Annotated in this window: 23 protein-coding genes and 1 tRNA gene; 14 read left to right on the plus strand and 10 right to left on the minus strand. The window is 36.4% G+C overall.

Annotated elements, in window-relative coordinates:
• Positions 1-273: 273 nt before the first annotated feature.
• Both ACM6HU_RS15610 and ric read right to left on the minus strand, forming a co-directional pair.
• Positions 274-960 carry a Crp/Fnr family transcriptional regulator gene (locus ACM6HU_RS15610; protein WP_016112500.1) on the minus strand — a complete coding sequence of 229 codons (687 nt, stop codon included), beginning with the start codon at positions 958-960 and terminating at the stop codon, positions 274-276.
• Between the two features lie 278 nt (positions 961-1,238).
• Positions 1,239-1,946: an iron-sulfur cluster repair di-iron protein gene (ric, locus tag ACM6HU_RS15615; RefSeq protein WP_016112499.1), complete on the minus strand. Its 708-nt coding sequence runs from the start codon at positions 1,944-1,946 to the stop codon at positions 1,239-1,241.
• A gap of 522 nt (positions 1,947-2,468) precedes the next feature.
• On the opposite strand from ric, the gene ACM6HU_RS15620 reads away from it, so the two are divergent.
• From ACM6HU_RS15620 to ACM6HU_RS15645, 6 genes are all read left to right on the plus strand, one after another.
• Positions 2,469-3,191, plus strand: coding sequence for a YwiC-like family protein (locus tag ACM6HU_RS15620; protein WP_016112498.1), 723 nt, complete (start codon positions 2,469-2,471; stop codon positions 3,189-3,191).
• Positions 3,192-3,355: 164 nt separating this feature from the next.
• On the plus strand, positions 3,356-4,063 hold the full coding sequence (locus tag ACM6HU_RS15625; protein ID WP_414848252.1) for a class I SAM-dependent methyltransferase: 708 nt from the start codon (positions 3,356-3,358) through the stop codon (positions 4,061-4,063).
• A gap of 160 nt (positions 4,064-4,223) precedes the next feature.
• Entirely contained in the window at positions 4,224-5,459 is a 1,236-nt protein-coding gene (locus tag ACM6HU_RS15630; RefSeq protein WP_016112496.1) for an FprA family A-type flavoprotein, read from the plus strand.
• Positions 5,460-5,480: 21 nt separating this feature from the next.
• Complete coding sequence (locus ACM6HU_RS15635) at positions 5,481-6,701, plus strand: NAD(P)/FAD-dependent oxidoreductase (RefSeq protein ID WP_016112495.1); 1,221 nt, start codon at positions 5,481-5,483, stop codon at positions 6,699-6,701.
• A 25-nt stretch (positions 6,702-6,726) separates the two neighbouring features.
• Positions 6,727-6,891 (plus strand): rubredoxin, encoded by a 165-nt coding sequence (gene rd / locus ACM6HU_RS15640; protein ID WP_000759862.1) that lies wholly within the window; start codon positions 6,727-6,729, stop codon positions 6,889-6,891.
• A 220-nt stretch (positions 6,892-7,111) separates the two neighbouring features.
• On the plus strand, positions 7,112-7,822 hold the full coding sequence (locus ACM6HU_RS15645) for a Crp/Fnr family transcriptional regulator (protein ID WP_016112494.1): 711 nt from the start codon (positions 7,112-7,114) through the stop codon (positions 7,820-7,822).
• A gap of 311 nt (positions 7,823-8,133) precedes the next feature.
• Here the strand turns inward: ACM6HU_RS15645 and clpP are convergent, their stop codons facing one another.
• The 8 genes from clpP to ACM6HU_RS15685 form a co-directional block, all read right to left on the minus strand.
• The gene (gene clpP, locus ACM6HU_RS15650; RefSeq protein WP_001049163.1) at positions 8,134-8,715 is read right to left on the minus strand and encodes an ATP-dependent Clp endopeptidase proteolytic subunit ClpP; all 582 of its coding nucleotides are present in this window, start codon (positions 8,713-8,715) and stop codon (positions 8,134-8,136) included.
• Positions 8,716-8,964: 249 nt separating this feature from the next.
• Positions 8,965-9,840 carry a DUF421 domain-containing protein gene (locus ACM6HU_RS15655; RefSeq protein ID WP_077294618.1) on the minus strand — a complete coding sequence of 292 codons (876 nt, stop codon included), beginning with the start codon at positions 9,838-9,840 and terminating at the stop codon, positions 8,965-8,967.
• Positions 9,841-9,860: 20 nt separating this feature from the next.
• Positions 9,861-10,067, minus strand: a complete 207-nt coding sequence (locus ACM6HU_RS15660) for a DUF1657 domain-containing protein (protein ID WP_003201916.1) — start codon at positions 10,065-10,067, stop codon at positions 9,861-9,863.
• Between the two features lie 11 nt (positions 10,068-10,078).
• Positions 10,079-10,429 carry a stage V sporulation protein AE gene (gene spoVAE / locus ACM6HU_RS15665; protein WP_016112492.1) on the minus strand — a complete coding sequence of 117 codons (351 nt, stop codon included), beginning with the start codon at positions 10,427-10,429 and terminating at the stop codon, positions 10,079-10,081.
• On the minus strand, positions 10,426-11,442 hold the full coding sequence (gene spoVAD, locus ACM6HU_RS15670) for a stage V sporulation protein AD (RefSeq protein ID WP_016112491.1): 1,017 nt from the start codon (positions 11,440-11,442) through the stop codon (positions 10,426-10,428). Before spoVAD ends, spoVAE begins: the two co-directional genes overlap by 4 nt.
• Entirely contained in the window at positions 11,443-11,919 is a 477-nt protein-coding gene (gene spoVAC, locus ACM6HU_RS15675) for a stage V sporulation protein AC (protein WP_016112490.1), read from the minus strand. It lies immediately after the preceding gene.
• Positions 11,920-11,953: 34 nt separating this feature from the next.
• Positions 11,954-12,442 (minus strand): YhcN/YlaJ family sporulation lipoprotein, encoded by a 489-nt coding sequence (locus ACM6HU_RS15680; protein ID WP_016112489.1) that lies wholly within the window; start codon positions 12,440-12,442, stop codon positions 11,954-11,956.
• A 115-nt stretch (positions 12,443-12,557) separates the two neighbouring features.
• Positions 12,558-12,764, minus strand: a complete 207-nt coding sequence (locus tag ACM6HU_RS15685; RefSeq protein WP_003201925.1) for a DUF1657 domain-containing protein — start codon at positions 12,762-12,764, stop codon at positions 12,558-12,560.
• Positions 12,765-12,946: 182 nt separating this feature from the next.
• Between ACM6HU_RS15685 and ACM6HU_RS15690 the strand changes: the two genes are divergently transcribed.
• The 8 genes from ACM6HU_RS15690 (at position 12,947) to gpmI (ending at position 20,870) form a co-directional block, all read left to right on the plus strand.
• Positions 12,947-13,022 (plus strand) — tRNA-Arg (locus ACM6HU_RS15690).
• Positions 13,023-13,479: 457 nt separating this feature from the next.
• Positions 13,480-14,787: an RNA polymerase factor sigma-54 gene (gene rpoN / locus ACM6HU_RS15695; protein ID WP_016112488.1), complete on the plus strand. Its 1,308-nt coding sequence runs from the start codon at positions 13,480-13,482 to the stop codon at positions 14,785-14,787.
• A 9-nt stretch (positions 14,788-14,796) separates the two neighbouring features.
• Positions 14,797-15,042, plus strand: a complete 246-nt coding sequence (locus ACM6HU_RS15700) for a glutaredoxin family protein (RefSeq protein WP_016132395.1) — start codon at positions 14,797-14,799, stop codon at positions 15,040-15,042.
• A gap of 135 nt (positions 15,043-15,177) precedes the next feature.
• Positions 15,178-16,206: a gapA transcriptional regulator CggR gene (gene cggR, locus ACM6HU_RS15705; protein ID WP_016112486.1), complete on the plus strand. Its 1,029-nt coding sequence runs from the start codon at positions 15,178-15,180 to the stop codon at positions 16,204-16,206.
• Between the two features lie 26 nt (positions 16,207-16,232).
• On the plus strand, positions 16,233-17,237 hold the full coding sequence (gap, locus tag ACM6HU_RS15710) for a type I glyceraldehyde-3-phosphate dehydrogenase (protein ID WP_016112485.1): 1,005 nt from the start codon (positions 16,233-16,235) through the stop codon (positions 17,235-17,237).
• A gap of 134 nt (positions 17,238-17,371) precedes the next feature.
• Positions 17,372-18,556, plus strand: a complete 1,185-nt coding sequence (locus ACM6HU_RS15715) for a phosphoglycerate kinase (RefSeq protein WP_016112484.1) — start codon at positions 17,372-17,374, stop codon at positions 18,554-18,556.
• Between the two features lie 32 nt (positions 18,557-18,588).
• Positions 18,589-19,344: a triose-phosphate isomerase gene (gene tpiA / locus ACM6HU_RS15720; RefSeq protein WP_016112483.1), complete on the plus strand. Its 756-nt coding sequence runs from the start codon at positions 18,589-18,591 to the stop codon at positions 19,342-19,344.
• Entirely contained in the window at positions 19,341-20,870 is a 1,530-nt protein-coding gene (gene gpmI, locus ACM6HU_RS15725) for a 2,3-bisphosphoglycerate-independent phosphoglycerate mutase (RefSeq protein WP_016112482.1), read from the plus strand. Before tpiA ends, gpmI begins: the two co-directional genes overlap by 4 nt.
• Positions 20,871-20,877: the final 7 nt, after the last annotated feature.

Raw genomic sequence — 20,877 nt, forward strand, 5'->3', positions numbered from 1 at the left:
TAAAGGCAGGAATAAAATTGTGAGCCAAATCACACATTCGTTTTTTTAACAAGTTTGTCACTTTTACTTTCATCTCGTTATTCGCAGTTGGTGAGATTATGATCTCAAGATTTAGAGAGAAAAAGGGAGGTAGCGCAGAGTAAACAGCCTGTAAAAGGCTGTAATGAAGGTTCGCCATCAGTGGAAGATGAAAGCCTCCGCTGATGGGAGTATCACTAATGAAAGGGGGATGACTTCGAATAGAATATTGATTTAGGACAGTTTGGCATCTGATTATATAATTTCATTTTCCAACTTATTTAGATCGATAAGGAAATAACCATCCTCATCCGTAGCAATTATCTCATTTTTTCTTAAGTAAGTAATAGTTCGGCTCATAGTTTCTCTTGATGTTCCAATCATGTTAGCGAGTTCGCGGTTCGTAAAATGGGTCGTTATTTTATATTTGTCATCTATCTGTACACCATTTGACTTACATAAGCGTAGCAGTAGCATAATAATTCTCGCATATGTGTCATGAAGAATTTGTTCTTCTAATCTATTTTGAAGATCCACGATTTTTTCTCCAAGAACTCTAAATAATTTAATACATAATCCAGGGTGCTTAATTAAAATCATCTCAAAATCAACGATAGGAATGACAATTAATTGGGCATCTTCAAGAATTTCAGCATGAGCAGGAAATGAACCTTTTCGAAAGAAGCCGGAGTGAGGAAACATTTCTTCATCTTGAAGTATAGAAACAATTTGTTCTTTGCCAGATGCATCTGTTTTTTGAATTTTTACTTTGCCGGAGTGAATAAAAAATACTCGGTCAAGAGTATCACCCTGCATAAATACAAATGATCTTGCTTTATACATTCGCATTCGTGAAATTTCTACAATTGGTTGAATTTCTTCTTCTGAAAGTTCTTTAAAGAGGGAAACTCCCTGTAAGTGTTTTTTTATTATCTCTGACATGTATTCATCACTCCTAACATTATCCCAATGATAGTGCTTTTCTTATTAATGTATCCTAAATAGAAAAATGAAGCAGTGATAAAAATCATACTTTTGATTGAAAATGAGACGAATTTCAAAAACAAAATTGGAATTTGTAAGGTTTGTGAAACATAAGGGAGGAGAGAGGGAGGTATACGATTTTCGTGAATGGAGATATCTGTTTGGTAATAGATAAAACGGGATTCATTGAAAAGAGGTCGTTGTTCCTCTTTTCAATTATCCTGTTTTATTCTTATTTAAACTTGTGCAATTGCACGCGGAAATAAAACGTTATTTTCTAAATGTATATGCTCGAATAAATCAGATTCAAGAGCTTCAAGTCGTTGATAGACAAGACGATAAGTGCCACAAGCGCCTACTGGAGGAGTAAAGTCATTTGTAACTTTACGAAGTTCTTTAATAATATCACCAGCGTGGTTGTGTTCATTTTCTAATTCATCTACTACTTTGCGTAATTTCATATAATTTTCATCAGTTGGATTTTGTTCAAATGCTAAAATCAAAGGGAAATCTTCTGTTTCTTCTTTAATTAAATGTTGCTCTAATTCTGTTTTTAATTCATGGAATAGTTTATGAATTTGAGCTAAATGTGGTTGTCCTGCCCCATGAACGCGTAACACTTTTGTTACGTAGGGGCTTAACAACGGTAATTCTTCATTTAAATAGCGATGATGTTTATTCACAATATAATCAATTAATTCGCTATAAGAAGCTGTTTTCCAATCAAATTCAGATTCGTTTAATTGTTTTGTTTCATGATAGAGCGTATTTAACTTTGTTAAAATTTCTTCTGCGGATAAACTTCTTTCATTAATAGCATCGATAATCGGTCTATTACCACCACAACAAAAATCTATTCTATATGATTTGAAAAGGTCACTTGCTTTTGGAAATTGTGTAACAATATCGCCAATAACGGAATTTTCGGTAAAAATACGTTTCATATGAATACCTCCATAAAGTTTAAATGTTTAATCTGGGTTAAGGATATCAACAATTTAGCGTTCATGTGGTGATATAAATCACTTATAATGAGTGAGTTTTATCGTTAGTGATTTTCATATATGTTAGATTCACTGCGCTACAAGGTTGGGATATTAAATGATGAGCTGGATTAAAGGTGTGGAATTCATTATGGATGAGCGCTGCTATTATTAAAGTTTCACTTTATGGTATCTAGGTTTTAGTAATCTATATGAATTTAGGAAACCTATAATAAATGAGCCATTCATATGAATTTAAAATTGCAAAGAAAAAATAATGCAGTGATTTTACTCACAGTATCCTCTTTGAACATAGCTTATCTTTAATGAAAGAGGATATGGGGAATTTATTTTATATAGATATTGACCTCGATCCTTTTGTTTGATTCAGCAGCAAAGCATTATAAAAAACATTTGAAATATTTTTGTATGTAGTACGATATGACATTATTGATCAAAACTTTGGGGGAGAGTGTCGAAAGAATGAAGTTAATTATTCCAAAGCAGCATGGAGCGTGGGGAATGTTGCTTATTCCATTTATTTTAGGTGTATTAATTGGCAAAGGGACGTGGTACCATATTCCACTTTTTTTGGCATGGTTATTCGTATACTTAGCTACGTATCCTTTATTAATGTATGTAAAACACCCCCGAAAGAAGTATTACCTATATTATTTCTTTCTTTATTTTAGTGTGGCTTGTGTGTTCGCGATCGTTGCTCTTATATATGAATGGCGTATTTTGTTGTTCTCCATTGTTATGCTTCCATGCTTTTTCATAAATATTTATTTTTCACGTCAAAAAAACGAACGAGCTTTGTTAAATGATATATTTGCTATTATTTTGTTTTGTATAGGTGGAATAATTAGTTATTATTTCACAATGAAAACAGTTGATGAGAAAGCATGTGTAATTGCAGTGATATCATTTTTATATTTTATGGGAAGTACGTTTTATGTAAAGTCGATGATTCGTGAGAAAAAGAATCCAACGTATCGTTGGGTTTCGTGGGGGTACCATTCTTTACTTGTGATTATTACTTTAATTGTATCACCGTGGTTTAGCATTATCTTTATACCAAGTTTAGTACGATCCATAATATTTTATGGTAGAAATATTTCAATTTTAAAATTGGGTATTTTAGAGATTGTAAATTCGATTTACTTTTTTATTACAGTAATGTTGTTAGCCAAAGCCTTACTGTAATAATTTCTCGTAATTATTACAGTAAATTTGTGATGGTTCAGTAATATTTTGATAAGGAAACTGATTCAAATAGCTTTTTTACATTTCATATATATTATCCTGCTATTTGCGGGTAGTAATTGATTATGATTTGAATGCTAGATACTGAAAGGACTGTATAAATAATGACTTTCCATCAAACGTTAACGCCATATTATGATGAACTTTTTCCTGCAAATGAGAAACAAATAAATTTTATAGTCTCTTATTTACAAAAAGGTAGCTCTATACTGGATGTGGGCGCAGGAACAGGTAATGTAGCCCAAGCGCTAGTTGAAAAGGGTTTTGCTGTTACTGCAATGGAACCAGAGAAGACGCTGGCTGCAAAAATTCGAGAGAAGGCTGCAGTTTACGAAGGGATATTTAGTGTAAATACATTTGGGATGCAACAAATTGAAAATGTGCCTGGAGTATTTGATGGTATTTATTGTATTGGAAATACACTTGTTCATTTAGATAATACGAAAGAAATCTTTAATTTTATCTGTGGATCTTATGAAAAATTAAAAGCAAACGGAAAACTAATGATTCAAATTGTAAATTATGAAAAAGTATTAGATGAAAATAATTTCAAATTTCCGGTACTAGAGAAGAAACATTTCTCCTTTAAGCGTAATTATACGCTAGAAGGAGAAAAAGTATTATTTACTGCAACATTGAATGTGGATGATAAGGAATTGTCAAATAGTATTCCGTTATATCCTATTACGAAAAAACAACTCCTGCCTATGTTAAAAGAATGTGGTTTTCGGGCTGTAGAAACTTTCGGTAATTTTAAAAAAGAGGCGTATTTACCTAATGGGTCTGCATTAGTTCTTGTAGCTACAAAATAAATATGTGAAAAAGTACTTTAGTAAAGAAAAAGATTTTCATTTACTAAAGTACTTTTTTTATTTGTTTTCGCAAAATGTGATTCCAGTCATCTTTTTATCTTAGGGAAATTTTTATAATACATTTGTTGTTAACAGATAACAATCAGGAGGAATGAAAAATATGAATAGAGAAATTAAGCTAACAGAGGATATATATTGGGTTGGAAAAATTGATAATAGAGAAGTTCCGTTTCATCGTTTAATTTTAGCAAAAGGAACAACTTATAATGCGTATCTTTTAAAAACTGAAAAACCAACAGTGATTGATACAGTTGATCTAGAGTTTGGAAGAGAATTTGTAGAATATTTAAGTGAATTAATTGATCCACAAGAAATTCAATATATTGTAGTGAATCATACAGAACCTGATCATTCAGGTGGCTTGGCAGCACTAGCATCAAGGGCTACAAAAGCTACAATTGTATGCACAGAAATTGCAGTACCTGAGTTGCAAGAAATGTATAAATTGCATAACAGGAATTTTTTAGTTGTAAAAGATGGTGACACATTAGATATTGGTGGAAAAACATTGAAATTTAAGGAAACCCCATATCTTCATACAGAAGAAACAATGATCACGTATTGCATAGAGGATAAAATTTTATTCTCATGTGATATTTTTAGTACTCACGTAGCGAATGATGAAATTTTTATCGATGAAGCGAATGTAGATATCACAGAAGATTTTATTGGTTATTATAATGCAATTATTCATCCACATAGAAGATATGTTAGAACGTTAATAGAGGCATTAGAAGGTTTAGATGTACAAATGATCGCTCCATCTCATGGGTACATTTTACGAAAAGATGTCCAAAAATATATCGATTTATATGCAGAAATGAGTAAAGATACAACGCAAGGTAAAAAAGTAACAATTGTATATACAACTATTAAAAACAACACGAAAAAAATTGCGAATATCATTAAAGAAACATTCGAGGCAGATAATATTAAAGTAACAGTATTTAATGCTGATAAATCGGATAAAGCTCAGATTCTAGGAAGTATTCAAGAAGCAGATGCAGTCTTCATCGGATCGTCAACTAAATATGCAGATATGATTGGAAACTTAGAAGAAATTTTAATAGAAGTGAAGGAAATGAACTTAGAAGGGAAAATCGCAGCTGCATTCGGATCATACGGTTGGAGTGGTGAAGCAATCGAGGTAGTACAAGATTACCTAAATGAAACAAACATGAATGTCCAAAGTACATCAAATGTTATTAAATCTACAGGTATGACTCATGTTGAATTCCCTATTCGCATAAGATTCTCTCCAAAGAGTGAAGAAAAAACACAACAAATCAAACATGCAACAACATTTGTTACAGACTTATTATTAAGCTCTATTTAATAGAAAAACGTAGGTGAAGACATGGAAAAGAATTTTGTTATTATCGGAAGCGGAGTAGCTGCTGTAAATGCTGCAAAAATAGTTAGAGACCATGATAAAGATTCAAATATATTCATTTTTGGTGAAGAATCGCCTTTACCCTATAACAGAATTAAACTATCAAAAGAGTTATACACAGATTTGCATAGCGAAAAAGTTTTAATCAAAAAAGAGAAGTGGTACCAAAAAAATAATATATCAGTTTTTACAAATACAAAGGTGGTAAAAATAGATACGAAGCAGCAACATATTGTTACAGCGAATAATGAAAAAATTGCTTATTACAAACTGTTAATCTGTACAGGTGCAAATAATAAGAAGCTACGAATAGATGGAATAAATAAAAAAAATGTCTTTACGATTAGAGACATGCATGACGCGGATGATTTTAAAACATGTTTAGAAGGTAAAAAGAGTGTTGTAAACATTGGGGGAGGCGTACAAGGATTAGAAACAGCTTGGTCTATCGTGAATGCAGGTAAAAAAGTAACAATTGTAGAAGTTGCAGATAAATTAATGGGAGGACAATTAGATGAGAAAACGTCTCTTTTATTAAAACAAAAAATTGAAAGTGCAGGAGTAAAGGTATATTTAAATACAACTATTGATTCTATTCTCGGAGGAGAAGAAGTAACTGGAATTAAAGTAAATGGTGATCAACGAATTGCTTGTGATAGTGTTGTGTATTCAATTGGAGTCACTCCTAACATTTCACTAGTGAATCATACTCCTATCCACTTAAATAGAGGTATTGTTGTCAATGAGATGATGGAAACGAATGTGGAGTCTGTATATGCTGCTGGGGATGTAGCGGAGGTAAATGGTGAAATTGACGGTCTATGGGGACGAGCAATGGATCAAGGGAAAATTGCAGGTAGTAACATGGTTTCTATTTCTGCTACTTACAAGAAAGCAATTCCAGTTACAATCTTTAATGCGTTTGATATATCTTTATTTTCAATTGGATGTATTGATGAAAAACAATGTGATACAACGATTGTTGAAGAGGATGGCAAAGAGAAATATACAAGGTTGTTTATTAAAGATAATAAAATAGTAGGTGTTATCTCATTAGAAGGAGTAGTTGCATCTATCCCTTACAAATCCGCTATTGAAGAACAAGTATCATTGGAAGAGATCAATATAAAAAATACGAATATAAGTGAAATAATGAGCAAGGTAAAAGAGAAACTACAATCTTAATATGGTAATAGAAAGAGGCATTATAATGAAAAAATATATTTGTTTACCATGTGGTTATATTTATGATCCAGAAATTGGAGATCCAGACGAAGATATAGAACCAGGAACAAGTTTTGAAGATTTACCAGAAGATTGGGTGTGTCCAGTATGTGGAGAAGATACTGAACATTTTGCGCCAGTAGAAGAATAGCAAAAAAAGTAACGAGAAGATTATTTAATCTCTCGTTATTTTTTATAAGGAAAGAGTTTTTTATGTGATTGGGGTCACACGTGGGTACTTTAAGAAAAGATATAATAATGTAGATACGATTAGAATTCAGCAAAAGTAGAGAGGTTAGGCAAGGGATAAGAAAATTCTTACTGATTAAAGTTTCACTTTATATAATATATTTAAAGTTAGGTGAGGTAATGTGAAAGAAAAATGTTATCGTAAAAATACAGTGAAGCCTTGTCCAAGAAAGGTCCTCATTTTTCAGTCCCTATCTGATGAAGAAATTTTAAAAATAGCTTCAATGACAAAACATAAGCAATTTAAAAAGGGGCAACCATTAATTCATGAAGGAGAGAAGTCAGATACATTATTTATTATTAATCAGGGGCAAGTAAAGTTATCCAAATTAACTCTTCAAGGAAAAGAGCAAATCTTGCATATTTTAACAAGTGGTGAATGTTTTTGTGAATTAAATATATTTAATTGCGATGAGAAGAGTAATTTCAGTGCATATGCTATAGAAGATACAAAAATTTGTATGTTAACAAAAGTTGATATGGATAGTATTATGGAGCGGAATCCAGGTATTGCATTAAAATTGTTAAAAACCGTTACACAACGGTTAGCACACACGGAGAATTTAGCACACAATTTGGCAACAAATAATCCGGAAGTTAGAATCGCCTATATAATTCTAGAATTTTGTGAAACGTATGGTAAAGATACTGATAAAGGAATACTTATAAACTTACCATTGACACGAGAAGAAATGGCAAACTATATAGGAATGACAAGAGAAACAATTAGTCGTAAATTAAGTAAATTTGAAGATTTAGGATTTATGACGTCAATTGGAAATAAGCAGATTATAGTTGAAAATAAGTTAGCTTTTAGAGAATATATCGAGTAACTGGATAGGGTATATTAAACTAGATAAAAATCAATATTAAGGAGACTATGCATAATATTGAATTCCTTTCTACTTTTGGAAACATACTGCTCTTCACTTGTTCTTTCGTAGAATGAGCTCCTATCTCAAGATTCAGAGGGAGAATTAGGTGGGAGAGAAAGTGAAATTTTAACCAGTGGTACTGATTAAAGCTTCTATTAGCGTTTTGTTTCGAAACACTTTCGCTATTCCATAAGAAAAAAGCTATCGCATATGCGATAGCTTTTTTGTGAAGCAACCTTTTTAAACGAGCCGCTTCCGCTTTTAATCTATTAACGATTTGTAAAGATTTTATCGATTAAGCCGTATTCTAGTGCTCTTTCTGCTGTCATGAAGTTGTCGCGGTCTGTGTCGCGTTGTAGAACTTCTAATGGTTGACCTGTACGATCAGCAAGAATTTGGTTTAATTTTTCACGTAAGAATAGGATACGTTTTGCAGCGATTTCGATTTCAGTCGCTTGACCTTGTGCTCCGCCAAGTGGTTGGTGAATCATTACTTCACTGTTTGGAAGTGCATAACGTTTTCCTTTTTCACCTGCTGCAAGTAGGAACGCACCCATAGATGCTGCCATACCGATACAAATTGTTGATACTTGTGGTTTAATAAACTGCATTGTATCGTAAATTGCCATACCTGCTGTGATAGAACCGCCAGGACTGTTGATGTAGATGTGAATATCTTTTTCTGGATCCTGAGATTCCAAGAATAAAAGCTGGGAAACGATTGAGTTTGCTACGTTGTCATCAATTGCGCTACCAAGCATAATGATGCGGTCTTTTAATAGTCGAGAGTAAATATCGTAAGCGCGTTCTCCACGATTTGTTTGTTCAATTACTGTAGGAATTAAATTCATCTGTTATTTCCTCCTTTGAAAGCTTTCTTAGTCTTATAATACAATTATGGTCAATAAAGGTCAAACGAAACCACTTTAAATCAAAAAATATGTAGTTGTATCATGATTTATTCGCTATGTTTTTGGAATTCCCTGCTTATGTATCTTCAACATCATAACCGAATTATATAAATTTAAACGTAATAGGAGAAGTATGTTATTTATAAAAAACAAAAGAACGCCTTTTTTGTAGAAGCGTCCTTTTGGTTCCTATTCTTTTAAGAGGTAGGTTACTTTATTTAAAATGTGTTCGATTTGTTGTGCATTTTTACTATACATTTGGCTTGCCGATTTCGATTTTGTTTCTAAAGAAAATAATTCAAGATCAGCATGACATTTTTTTAGAGAAGCTAATAGCAATGGCTTATTTTGAGGCGAAGGCATTTGGATTTTGTCATTATAGATGTCGATAGTAAGTTGTCCGTAAGAGTCGACTTGTCCAAGAAAGACATTTTCTATTACAACTCCAATCTTCTCTAACTCCATGTGAAGCCAAGCGCGATTATGACCGCTAGCTGAAAGTGGTTCATCTAGTACATTGCCATCCATAATCACTGTATGTGTTTCCTTTTCGTTTGGCACTTTTAGTCCGATGTCTTTTGCGGTTAGTGGTTGTCTATCCTTCTTCAATAAGACGTTTAATTCGCCATTTGGCTCTAATACAGCAAATTCAACATCAGCTATGTTGAATACATCTTTTTTACGAAGGAGTTCGAGTAATTCATCGCTTGTATATTTTTCCTTCTTCAAATTATCTTCGAGTACTTTTCCATCTTTTATAAAAACAGTAGATTTTCCCTCAAAGAAGTCTCGTACTGTTTTGTTTTTTAAAGAAGCAAGTCCAGCGAGAAAAGGTACGATCGCAAAAACAAGTATACTGGAAACACCGTGGAAAAAGTTTTGTTCTAGACCAGTCGATACTTCAGCAGCGATATCACCAATTGTCATACCGGCTATGTATTCGAAAAAAGAAAGCTGAGAGATTTGTCTTTTTCCAAGCCATTTTGTGATAGCGAATAAAATAATCAAGATACATAAAGAACGTATAATGACAAGTGGCCATTCTGGTATGTGAATGTGAGGCATATAAATTCCCTCCAGTTTGCCTAAAATCCTTTATATTGTGGTTCTTCCCGTTCTAACATCGAAATTCTGTTCTTTAAATCAGCGATAACACTATCCATTTCTAACATACATTCATGGAAAACGCGTTTTGCTTCTTCGTCAGCCGCGTCTTGTGAAAGGGTACTTAAACTTGCTTGGGCACCTTTTAAACTAGCGAGACATGTTTTTACACTAGCAACAACGGTCATGGGAACACCTCTTATCCTTTTGGTTTAAATAGTAATGCGCCGATAAATCCGAATATAATGGCTGCGGAGATACCAGCACTGGTTACTTTAAACATACCTGTTATAACGCCGACAATCCCGTGCTTTGCCGCTTCTGCCATTGCTCCATGAACAAGGGCGTTTCCGAAACTTGTAATCGGAACGGTTGCCCCAGCTCCGGCAAAATCGATTAGTGGTTCATATAAATTAAATCCATCTAATATAGCACCAGCAACAACGAGTGTTGCCATTGTGTGAGCGGGCGTGAGCTTACCGACATCAAACATAAGCTGTCCGATTACGCAGATGAGTCCACCGATGACAAAAGCCCAGAAAAAAATCATTGCTCTACACCTCCAAATTCAATCGATACGGCATGAGCGATGCACGGAATGGTTTCTTCTTGTTGAAATGTAAGAGGAGACAATAAAGCGCCGGTCGCTACGACAAGCATTCTTTTGAACTCACCCTTCTTCATTCGGTTTAATAAATGTCCGTATACGACTGTTGCTGAACAACCTGCCCCGCTTCCGCCAGCTAAGACGGGTTGGCCTTCCCGATAAATGAGCAATCCACAATCTTGAAATTGCTCGCTCTTTACTTTTGTTCCGTGTTTATGCAGTAAATCATAGGAAATTTCACGTCCGACATGACCTAGGTCGCCCGTTACGATTAAATCATAGTGAGATGCATCAATTTGCATATCGCGTAAATGTGCTTCGATTGTATCGACAGCAGCTGGAGCCATCGCGCCTCCCATGTTAAAGGGGTCAGTTAAGCCCATATCAACAATCCGTCCAATTGTTGCGGATGTCACACGCGGTCCATCTCCTGCACTACTTAAAAGCGCAGCCCCAGCACCAGTTACGGTCCATTGAGCGGTAGGTGGTTTTTGACCGCCGTATTCAGTTGGATAGCGGAATTGTTTTTCCACGGCTGTATTATGACTTGATGAACCTGTTAATAAATATTTTGCACCTTTTGCATTTACAATGCTTGCACCGAGAGCAAGGCCTTCCATAGAAGTAGAGCAAGCACCAAATAATCCAAGATAAGGAGTGCCAAGTGTACGACAAGCAAAGCTTGAAGGTGTAATTTGGTTAATTAAGTCTCCGGCGAGTACAAATTGAATATCTTCTTTACGAAGTCTTGCTTTCTCCGTTGCGCGGCTACAAGCTTCTTCAAATAAAATTTTATGCGCCTTTTCATAAGAATCTTGCCCGAGCCATAAATCTTCATGAAGAGTATCAAAGTCTTCAGGGATTTTTCCTTTTGCTTCAAATGGCCCACCGATTACACCTGTTGAAATGATAACTGGTTTATTTTCAAATACCCATGTTCGGTGTCCTTGTAACATTTACAAGCCTCCCCATTGAATAAGAATGGTTTTAATAAGAGCGATTACGAAAGCAGAAAATACACCAAATAAAATAACGGATCCTGCTAATTTAAACATATTGCCACCTACCCCAAGGACAAAACCTTCCGTGCGGTGTTCGATGCATGCGGCGATAACAGAATTGCCAAAACCAGTAACCGGTACAGCTGTACCAGCGCCAGCAAATTGTCCAAGACGGTCATACACACCGAATCCAGTTAGCAACATAGAGATGAAAATGAGTGTCGCTACTGTTGGGTTTCCAGCAGATCTTTCAGTGAAATCGAAATAGGTGATATAAAAGGTAGAGATGAGTTGGCCAATAAAACAGATAAGACCGCCAACAAAAAAAGCTTTTATACAATTTTTTAAAACAGGCCGTTTCGGTTCGCGCTGTTGTGCGAATTTTTTATATTCCTGTTGTACAGGTGTTAAATTTTTGTCTTTACTGGACATTTGAATCCTTCCTTTTCTTTTAGAAAACGTACAATTACGTATCGGATTTTATTTCTGATTGAATGAGCTTTAATTGTTTTTTAATCTGATCCTTGTTTACTTCTTTTTTCTTAATTTTGTTCTCTAGCGTATCTAACAGCATGAAAATTTTTCGATCTGTACTTACTCGAATATCGAAAGTAGGATACTCATCGCTTAATTGTTTTTTGATTTTGGTGCGCAGAGGTTTTAAACCAAATCTTTCGTGATGCTCTGGTTTGACAGCTATGTAAAGATCTAAGTTGGAGTTAACGGCTGTGGCTTTTATTATTTCCTCCATAGCAAGTACTTTCTTCTTTGCCTCTTGAGAGATAGACTGATTAAAGGATTCTGTACTCATCTTCGTTAACTTTGGACCATTCTTTTCCTCTGTTCGTTTCGCTTCTTCTTTTTTTACTTTTTTATCTAATGGACTCCTACCACAGCCGGTAAATGAGCTGAGTAGGAGTACGAATAACGCGGTTATGATTCCAAGTTTTCGCATTACGATCATTCCATTTCTATTGCTTTATGTAATCTGAGTGAAAAAGGATGATATGGAATCATCCTTTTTCTGTTTCTCAAAAAGTGAGTGCCATGAGATGGTATAGTACTTTCACTTATTGTTGTCCGTATTGAGGCTCTTCTTGCTGAACTTCATCAACACGTGGGTTTAAAGAATCAATAATAGATTGTGTTTGTTGTGCAGCTGTTTGGAAAAGTTGTTTTGCTTGTTGGTTGTCCGTATCAAGAGCGAACCCTTCTAAGCTTGCTTGCGCACTTTTTAATCCAGAAACAGTTTGTTTTAATTTTGTAATTACAGTCATTGAATGAAGCCTCCTTAAGAATATGAATTCAATGATTATAATTTGTGAGTAGGACCTAAATTATAATTACCAAATTTAGGATTGATGATTTGTTTTTGAAGAAATAGTGAGGAGAGCTTTTTTATATGATAGTAGTTGCGTACATTGGCATAAGAAGATATAATTACCAATATATCATTTATGCGCCCATAGCTCAGTCGGATAGAGCGGTGGTTTCCGGTACCACGTCTGCCGGGGGTTCGAATCCCTCTGGGCGCGTCAAAAAGTCTTAACTTACATTTGTAGGTTAGGACTTTTTTATTTCCTTCTTGTTATATCTGTTCATAAGATTTACTATTAGTATGTGGTTATAAAAAATGATTGTTATATATTCATTTTGATTTTCAAGCGTATCAGTCGCCGTTATGAAGAACAAAAGGTGACCTGCATTTGGTCTCTCTCTTTGTTTTCACTTGGCACGGGGCTAAAAAAGGCACTGACCGCTTCTTTTTTGAGCGGATCCTCTCTTCTACTCAAAAAAGAAAGGTTTTATGTCAGTTCTTCAACTTGTATTTATATATATTTTTTATTGTTTTCTTTCAATATTATCCATTTTTCAGTTGTAAGATGTAAATTTCATTAATACATATAAATTAATAATATTTGGAATGGGTATCTGCGCAGGATTCTCCTTTTAGGGAACTTATTGTACAATAGAAACAAGGGGGAGATTAGTTTGAAGGCAAGTCTTTTACAAGAACAAAGCTTACGTTTGGCCATGACACAAGAGTTAAGACAAGCGATTACAATGCTCCAATATAATGTGCAGGAATTATCGGAGTTTTTGTATGAGCAATCGTTAGAGAATCCCCTTATTGAGTTAGGTGGCTTTGAGAGGGAGAAGAAAAAGAGCTCAAGCAAAAGTAAAAGTACAAGCAAACAAATTGATAATCAAATGGAAATTTACAGTGTGGATTCGACAACGATTCAGCAACACTTATTAGATCAAATACAGTATTATAAAATAGATGAAGAACAGCGAAAAGCAGCTTCTTTCATCATTATGAACATGGATGAGAATGGTTATTTACAAGAAACAAATGAAGAATTAGCAGAACTACTTGCAGCACATATTGATGTAGTGGACTGTTCTATGGAGCTTGTCCAGTCATTAGAGCCAGCGGGGGTGGGAGCACGTAATATTCAGGAGTGTCTATCACTTCAATTGAAGCGCTTACAAAAACGAGATGAGCTGGCAGAAATGATTGTGGATGAACATTTCGCGTATTTTGTTAAGAAAGATTGGCGGAAACTTAGCCATGTTATGAAATGTAATAATGAAGAATTACAATCAGCTGTTGATTGTATTACATCGCTTCAGCCAAAACCAGGGCTTGCGTTTAGCTCTGAAAAACCGCTTTATATTGTTCCTGATATGGCTGTTAAAAAGGACGGCGATCGTCTCGTTTTACAAATGAATGAACGTAACATGCCAAGGATTGAAATTCATTCAGAGTATAGTGCACTTCTTCATAATAGTGAAAGTGAGGTTGCTTCTTATGTATCTGAGAAGTATCAGCATGTGCAGTGGATTATGCGCAGTTTAAAGCAACGGAAACAAACGCTTTTGCAAGTGATGGAAATCATTATGAAGAAACAACATGATTTCTTTTGGCAGGGGCCAGAGTACTTAAAACCACTCTCCTTAAAAGAAGTAGCTGAAGAACTAAGTGTACATGAATCTACAATTAGCCGTGCTACCCGTAATAAATATGTACAAACGCCGCACGGATTGTTTGAAATGAAATCATTTTTTAGCAATGCAGTGGTGACAACAGAAGATGAGGCCGTTTCTACAAAACGTGTAAAGCAATTGATGCAAACGCTTGTAGAAAAAGAAAACAAGAAAAAACCACTTTCCGATCAGAAAATTTCAAAATTGTTAGAAGAAGAGCATGAAATCGTTATTTCTCGTAGAACAGTTGCAAAATATCGAGAACAAATGAACATTCCTGCTTCTTCTCTTCGAAAAACAATTGGATAGGTGAAGAAGATGAAGGTTGTTTTATATACGAAAACAGATTGTGGCCTTTGCGTGAAAGCAAAACAGATTTTGAAAGAGGTACAGCATGTATATTCTTTTGAAATCGAGGAAATAGATATATATGAAGACGATGAGCTTTTAGAAAAGTATCAACTTATGATTCCGGTCGTGGAAATTGACGGAAAACAGGCGGGATGCGGTGTCATTCACAAAGATGTCATAATAAACTATATAAAGAATGCAGTTAAGAGTTGAATAAGTTTCTATCTCCTGTTACAATAATAAACGTAGCAGGGATTATTTTTTTAAACCTAGTGGGACATAAAATGTCACTACGGGACACAAAGTGACCACGAGGGAAAATGAACCGATGCAGTGAGGAGAAAAGATATGCGCTCATGGATTCAAAATACAAAAAAATTATTACCTGATCTGCTACCTGTTATGCAAACGAGAATGCAAATTCTTCAGCACATTCGTCTCATGCAGCCGATTGGCAGAAGAAATTTATCTGCAAGTCTTGGTATGACAGAACGAGTATTGCGAAGTGAAGTACAAGTTTTGAAAGAACAAAACTTAGTTCACGTCGCCTCTTCTGGAATGACTTTAACAGAAGAAGGAACAACTGTGGTTCTTGCTTTGGAAGACTTTATGAAAGAAATTTCCGGGTTAAAGGTTTTAGAAAAACAACTTAAGGAAACATTAGACTTGGATGAAGTTTTCGTTGTTCCTGGTGATAGTGATGAATCACCCTGGGTCAAGCTGGAGATGGGCCGTGCTTGTGTGACTTGTATAAAAGATCATCTGACAGCGAATAATATCGTTGCTGTGGCTGGAGGAACAACGCTAGCTGCTGCTGCGGACATGATGCAACTAGATTGCAAAGATTTACATATGCTATTTGTCCCAGCACGTGGTGGAATTGGAGAAGGCGTCGAATTAGAGGCCAATACCATTTGTGCAAAAATGGCACAGAATACGATGAGTAATTATCGCTTATTGTATGTTCCAGACCATGTTAGTAGCGAAGCATATGCTTCCATTGTAACAGAGCCTTCCGTGAAAGAAGTTCTTGAGTTGATTCGATCTTCCAATATCGTCATTCATGGAATAGGTGATGCGTTAACAATGGCACGTCGCAGAAGTACTTCAGAAGCAGATTGGATGAAAATTAAAACAAGTGAAGCAGTCGGCGAAGCTTTCGGTTATTACTTCAATGAACAAGGTAATGTCGTTCATAAAGTACAAACAGTAGGTATGCAGCTAAAAGATTTACATCATGTATCTCACGTTGTTGCAGTCGCTGGAGGTTCTTCAAAAGCAAAAGCAATACAGGCTGTAATTAAACAAGGGCACACTTCGATTCTAATTACAGACGAAGGTGCAGCAAAACAGTTAACAAAGGGTATTACCCTTTAATATAATCCCCCAAGGAGGAAATTCAAATGACTAAAATTGGTATTAATGGATTTGGACGTATCGGACGTGTGGTATTCCGCGCAGCTCTTAACAACCCTAACGTGGAAGTAGTAGCAATCAACGACTTAACAGACGCTAACACTTTAGCTCACCTTTTAAAATATGACTCTGTTCACGGAACAGTAAACGCAGAAGTATCTGCTAACGGCGACAGCATCGTTGTTAACGGTAAAGAAATCAAAGTTATCGCTGAGCGTGACCCAGCACAATTACCATGGAGTGACTACGGAGTAGAAGTAGTAGTAGAATCTACTGGACGCTTCACTAAAAAAGCAGACGCTGAAAAACACTTAGGTGGATCAGTTAAAAAAGTTATCATCTCTGCACCAGCTTCTGACGAAGATATCACTGTTGTTATGGGTGTTAACCACGAAGAATACGATGCATCTCAACACAATGTAATCTCTAACGCTTCTTGTACTACAAACTGCTTAGCACCATTCGCTAAAGTTCTTAACGAGAAGTTCGGTATCAAACGTGGAATGATGACAACAATTCACTCTTACACTAACGACCAACAAATCTTAGACTTACCACATAAAGACTTACGTCGTGCACGTGCAGCAGCAATGAGCATGATTCCAACTACAACTGGTGCAGCTAAAGCGGTAGCATTAGTATTACCAGAACTTAAAGGTAAATTAAACGGTGGCGCAGTACGTGTTCCAACTGCTAACGTTTCTCTTGTTGACTTAGTTGTTGAACTTGACAAAGAAGTAACAGTTGAAGAAGTAAATGCAGCATTCAAAGCAGCAGCTGAAGGCGAATTAAAAGGTATCCTTGGATACAGCGAAGAGCCATTAGTATCTATCGACTATAACGGATGCACAAATTCTTCTACAATTGATGCATTATCTACAATGACTATGGAAGGCAACATGCTTAAAGTTCTTTCTTGGTACGACAACGAAACTGGTTACTCTAACCGCGTAGTTGACTTAGTAGACTACATCGCTTCTAAAGGTCTTTAATTCTTAAGTTTATAAGTTCTCAATGACAAAACGAGGGAGAGGGTTTGTTCCCTCTCTCTTCTTTCGTTTTAGAAGCAAATGTGATAAGCTTTTGAATGGGTTTTGTCAATCCTAACTAGTCGGAGGGAAATCCAATGAACAAAAAATCAATTCGTGACGTAGATTTAAAGGGTAAACGAGTATTTTGCCGCGTTGACTTCAACGTACCTATGAAAGATGGCAAAGTTACAGACGAGACTCGTATTCGTGCAGCTCTTCCTACAATTCAATATTTAGTAGAGCAAGGAGCGAAAGTTATTTTAGCAAGTCACTTAGGTCGTCCAAAAGGCCAAGTAGTAGAAGAAATGCGTCTTACTCCAGTAGCTGCACGTTTAGGTGAGCTTCTTGGTAAAGACGTGAAAAAAGCAGACGAAGCATTCGGACCAGCTGTACAAGAAATGGTTGCAGCAATGAACGAAGGCGACATATTAGTTCTTGAAAACGTACGTTTCTATGCGGGCGAAGAAAAGAACGATGCAGAATTAGCAAAAGAATTTGCAGCTCTTGCTGATCTTTTCGTTAACGATGCATTCGGTGCAGCTCACCGTGCTCATGCTTCTACTGCAGGTATTGCAGACTACCTACCAGCAGTATCAGGCTTCTTAATGGAAAAAGAGTTAGAAGTATTAGGTAAAGCACTTTCTAACCCAGAGCGCCCATTCACAGCGATCATCGGTGGTGCGAAAGTAAAAGATAAAATCGGTGTAATTCGTCATCTATTAGACAAAGTAGATAACTTAATCATCGGTGGTGGCCTTGCTTATACATTCGTTAAAGCGTTAGGTCATGAAATCGGACAATCTCTATGTGAAAATGACAAAGTTGATTTAGCAAAAGAGTTTATGGAACTTGCGAAAGAAAAAGGCGTAAACTTCTACATGCCAGTTGATTGCGTAATTGCAGATGATTTCTCTGAAACTGCAAACGTACAAATTGTAGATATCGATTCTATTCCTGCTGATTGGGAAGGTGTGGATATCGGGCCGAAAACAAGCGCAATTTACGCAGATGTAATTAAAAACTCTAAGCTTGTTGTATGGAACGGACCAATGGGTGTATTTGAAATGACTCCTTTTGCAGAAGGTACAAAAGCAGTAGGACAAGCATTAGCAGATGCAGAAGGTACATACTCTGTTATCGGCGGTGGTGACTCTGCAGCAGCTGTTGAAAAATTCGGTATGGCTGATAAAATGAGCCACATTTCTACTGGCGGCGGTGCGTCATTAGAATTTATGGAAGGTAAAGAACTTCCAGGTGTAGTTTGTCTTAACGACAAATAAGTAGCAGCCAAAGAAAAAGGACGGTGCAAAGCATGCGTAAACCAATTATCGCAGGTAACTGGAAAATGAATAAAACTCTATCTGAAGCAGTTAGCTTCGTAGAGGAAGTAAAAGGTCAAATCCCAGCAGCTTCAGCTGTTGATGCAGTAGTTTGCTCTCCAGCTCTTTTCTTAGAGCGCTTAGTAGCAGCATCTGAAGGAACTGACTTACAAGTAGGTGCACAAAACATGCACTTCGAAAAAAATGGTGCATTCACTGGCGAAATTAGCCCAGTAGCACTTAGCGACTTAAAAGTAGGCTACGTAGTACTTGGCCACTCTGAGCGTCGTGAAATGTTTGCTGAAACAGATGAAACAGTAAACAAAAAGACTCTTGCAGCATTTGAACATGGTTTAACACCAATCGTTTGCTGTGGTGAAACTTTAGAAGAACGCGAAAGCGGAAAAACATTTGATCTAGTAGCAGGTCAAGTGACAAAAGCACTTGCAGGTTTAACAGAAGAGCAAGTGAAAGCAACTGTTATCGCTTATGAGCCAATCTGGGCTATCGGTACAGGTAAATCTTCTTCTTCTGCAGATGCAAATGAAGTATGTGCGCACATCCGTAAAGTTGTTGCAGAAGCTGTTTCTCCAGAAGCTGCAGAAGCTGTTCGTATTCAATACGGCGGTAGCGTAAAACCAGAAAACATTAAAGAGTACATGGCACAATCTGACATCGACGGCGCTTTAGTTGGCGGTGCTAGCTTAGAGCCAGCTTCCTTCTTAGGCCTTCTGGGGGCGGTAAAATGAGAAAGCCAACAGCTTTAATCATTCTTGACGGTTTCGGACTACGTGAAGAAACTTACGGGAATGCTGTAGCACAAGCTAAGAAACCTAATTTTGATGGTTACTGGAACAAGTTTCCTCACACAACGCTTACAGCATGTGGCGAGGCAGTGGGTCTTCCAGAAGGTCAGATGGGTAACTCTGAGGTTGGTCACTTAAATATCGGTGCTGGCCGCGTAGTATATCAAAGCTTAACACGTGTGAACGTTGCAATTCGTGAAGGTGAGTTCGATAAGAACGAAACATTCCAAAATGCAATTAAAAGCGTAAAAGAAAAAGGTACAGCTCTTCATTTATTCGGTTTACTTTCTGATGGTGGTGTGCACAGTCACATGAACCATATGTTTGCTCTTCTTCGCTTAGCAGCAAAAGAAGGCGTGGAGAAAGTATACATCCATGCATTCTTAGATGGCCGCGATGTTGGACCACAAACAGCAAAAGGTTATATCGATGCAACAAATGAAGTAATTAAAGAAACAGGTGTAGGACAATTCGCGACTATCTCTGGTCGTTATTACTCCATGGACCGTGACAAGCGCTGGGATCGCGTTGAAAAATGTTACCGTGCTATGGTGAATGGCGAAGGACCTACTTATAAATCAGCACATGAATGCGTAGAGGACTCTTATGCAAATGGTATCTATGATGAGTTCGTATTACCATCTGTAATTGTTAATGAAGATGAAACGCCAGTTGCAACAATCAATGATGATGATGCAGTAATCTTCTATAACTTCCGTCCAGACCGCGCAATTCAAATTGCACGTGTATTTACAAACGAAGACTTCCGTGAGTTCGATCGTGGTGAAAAAATACCTCACATTCCAGAATTCGTATGTATGACACACTTTAGTGAAACAGTAGATGGGTACGTGGCATTTAAGCCAATGAACCTTGATAACACATTAGGTGAAGTTGTTGCGCAAGCGGGATTAAAACAACTTCGCATCGCGGAAACTGAAAAGTATCCGCACGTTACATTCTTCTTTAGCGGTGGTCGTGAGGCTGAATTCCCAGGAGAAGAACGTATCTTAATTAACTCACCGAAGGTTGCAACGTATGACTTGAAACCTGAAATGAGCATTTACGAAGTAACCGACGCTTTAGTAAATGAAATCGAAAATGATAAACATGATGTTATCATTCTTAACTTTGCAAACTGTGATATGGTTGGCCATTCTGGGATGATGGAACCAACAATTAAAGCAGTAGAAGCAACTGACGAATGTTTAGGAAAAGTTGTAGAAGCGATTCTTGCAAAAGATGGTGTAGCACTTATTACTGCGGACCATGGTAATGCTGATCAGGAGTTAACTTCTGACGGTGGGCCAATGACAGCTCATACAACAAACCCGGTTCCTTTCATCGTTACAAAAAATGATGTTGAGCTTCGTGAAGGCGGTGTTTTAGGAGATATCGCTCCAACAATGCTTACACTTTTAAATGTGGAACAACCGAAAGAAATGACAGGTAAACCAATTATTAAATAATTAAATT

It is taken from the genome of Bacillus sp. IT-79MI2, from assembly GCF_949768135.1.
Classification (GTDB): domain Bacteria; phylum Bacillota; class Bacilli; order Bacillales; family Bacillaceae_G; genus Bacillus_A; species Bacillus_A pseudomycoides.

Coding starts and splice junctions, on each gene's coding strand:
- ACM6HU_RS15610 (WP_016112500.1), bottom strand. CDS start 960: ATGTCAGAGATAATAAAAAAACACTTACAGGGAGTTTCCCTCTTTAAA.
- ric (WP_016112499.1), bottom strand. CDS start 1,946: ATGAAACGTATTTTTACCGAAAATTCCGTTATTGGCGATATTGTTACA.
- ACM6HU_RS15620 (WP_016112498.1), top strand. CDS start 2,469: ATGAAGTTAATTATTCCAAAGCAGCATGGAGCGTGGGGAATGTTGCTT.
- ACM6HU_RS15625 (WP_414848252.1), top strand. CDS start 3,356: ATGACTTTCCATCAAACGTTAACGCCATATTATGATGAACTTTTTCCT.
- ACM6HU_RS15630 (WP_016112496.1), top strand. CDS start 4,224: ATGAATAGAGAAATTAAGCTAACAGAGGATATATATTGGGTTGGAAAA.
- ACM6HU_RS15635 (WP_016112495.1), top strand. CDS start 5,481: ATGGAAAAGAATTTTGTTATTATCGGAAGCGGAGTAGCTGCTGTAAAT.
- rd (WP_000759862.1), top strand. CDS start 6,727: ATGAAAAAATATATTTGTTTACCATGTGGTTATATTTATGATCCAGAA.
- clpP (WP_001049163.1), bottom strand. CDS start 8,715: ATGAATTTAATTCCTACAGTAATTGAACAAACAAATCGTGGAGAACGC.
- ACM6HU_RS15655 (WP_077294618.1), bottom strand. CDS start 9,840: ATGCCTCACATTCACATACCAGAATGGCCACTTGTCATTATACGTTCT.
- ACM6HU_RS15660 (WP_003201916.1), bottom strand. CDS start 10,067: ATGACCGTTGTTGCTAGTGTAAAAACATGTCTCGCTAGTTTAAAAGGT.
- spoVAE (WP_016112492.1), bottom strand. CDS start 10,429: ATGATTTTTTTCTGGGCTTTTGTCATCGGTGGACTCATCTGCGTAATC.
- spoVAD (WP_016112491.1), bottom strand. CDS start 11,442: ATGTTACAAGGACACCGAACATGGGTATTTGAAAATAAACCAGTTATC.
- spoVAC (WP_016112490.1), bottom strand. CDS start 11,919: ATGTCCAGTAAAGACAAAAATTTAACACCTGTACAACAGGAATATAAA.
- ACM6HU_RS15680 (WP_016112489.1), bottom strand. CDS start 12,442: ATGCGAAAACTTGGAATCATAACCGCGTTATTCGTACTCCTACTCAGC.
- ACM6HU_RS15685 (WP_003201925.1), bottom strand. CDS start 12,764: ATGACTGTAATTACAAAATTAAAACAAACTGTTTCTGGATTAAAAAGT.
- ACM6HU_RS15700 (WP_016132395.1), top strand. CDS start 14,797: ATGAAGGTTGTTTTATATACGAAAACAGATTGTGGCCTTTGCGTGAAA.
- cggR (WP_016112486.1), top strand. CDS start 15,178: ATGCGCTCATGGATTCAAAATACAAAAAAATTATTACCTGATCTGCTA.
- gap (WP_016112485.1), top strand. CDS start 16,233: ATGACTAAAATTGGTATTAATGGATTTGGACGTATCGGACGTGTGGTA.
- ACM6HU_RS15715 (WP_016112484.1), top strand. CDS start 17,372: ATGAACAAAAAATCAATTCGTGACGTAGATTTAAAGGGTAAACGAGTA.
- tpiA (WP_016112483.1), top strand. CDS start 18,589: ATGCGTAAACCAATTATCGCAGGTAACTGGAAAATGAATAAAACTCTA.
- gpmI (WP_016112482.1), top strand. CDS start 19,341: ATGAGAAAGCCAACAGCTTTAATCATTCTTGACGGTTTCGGACTACGT.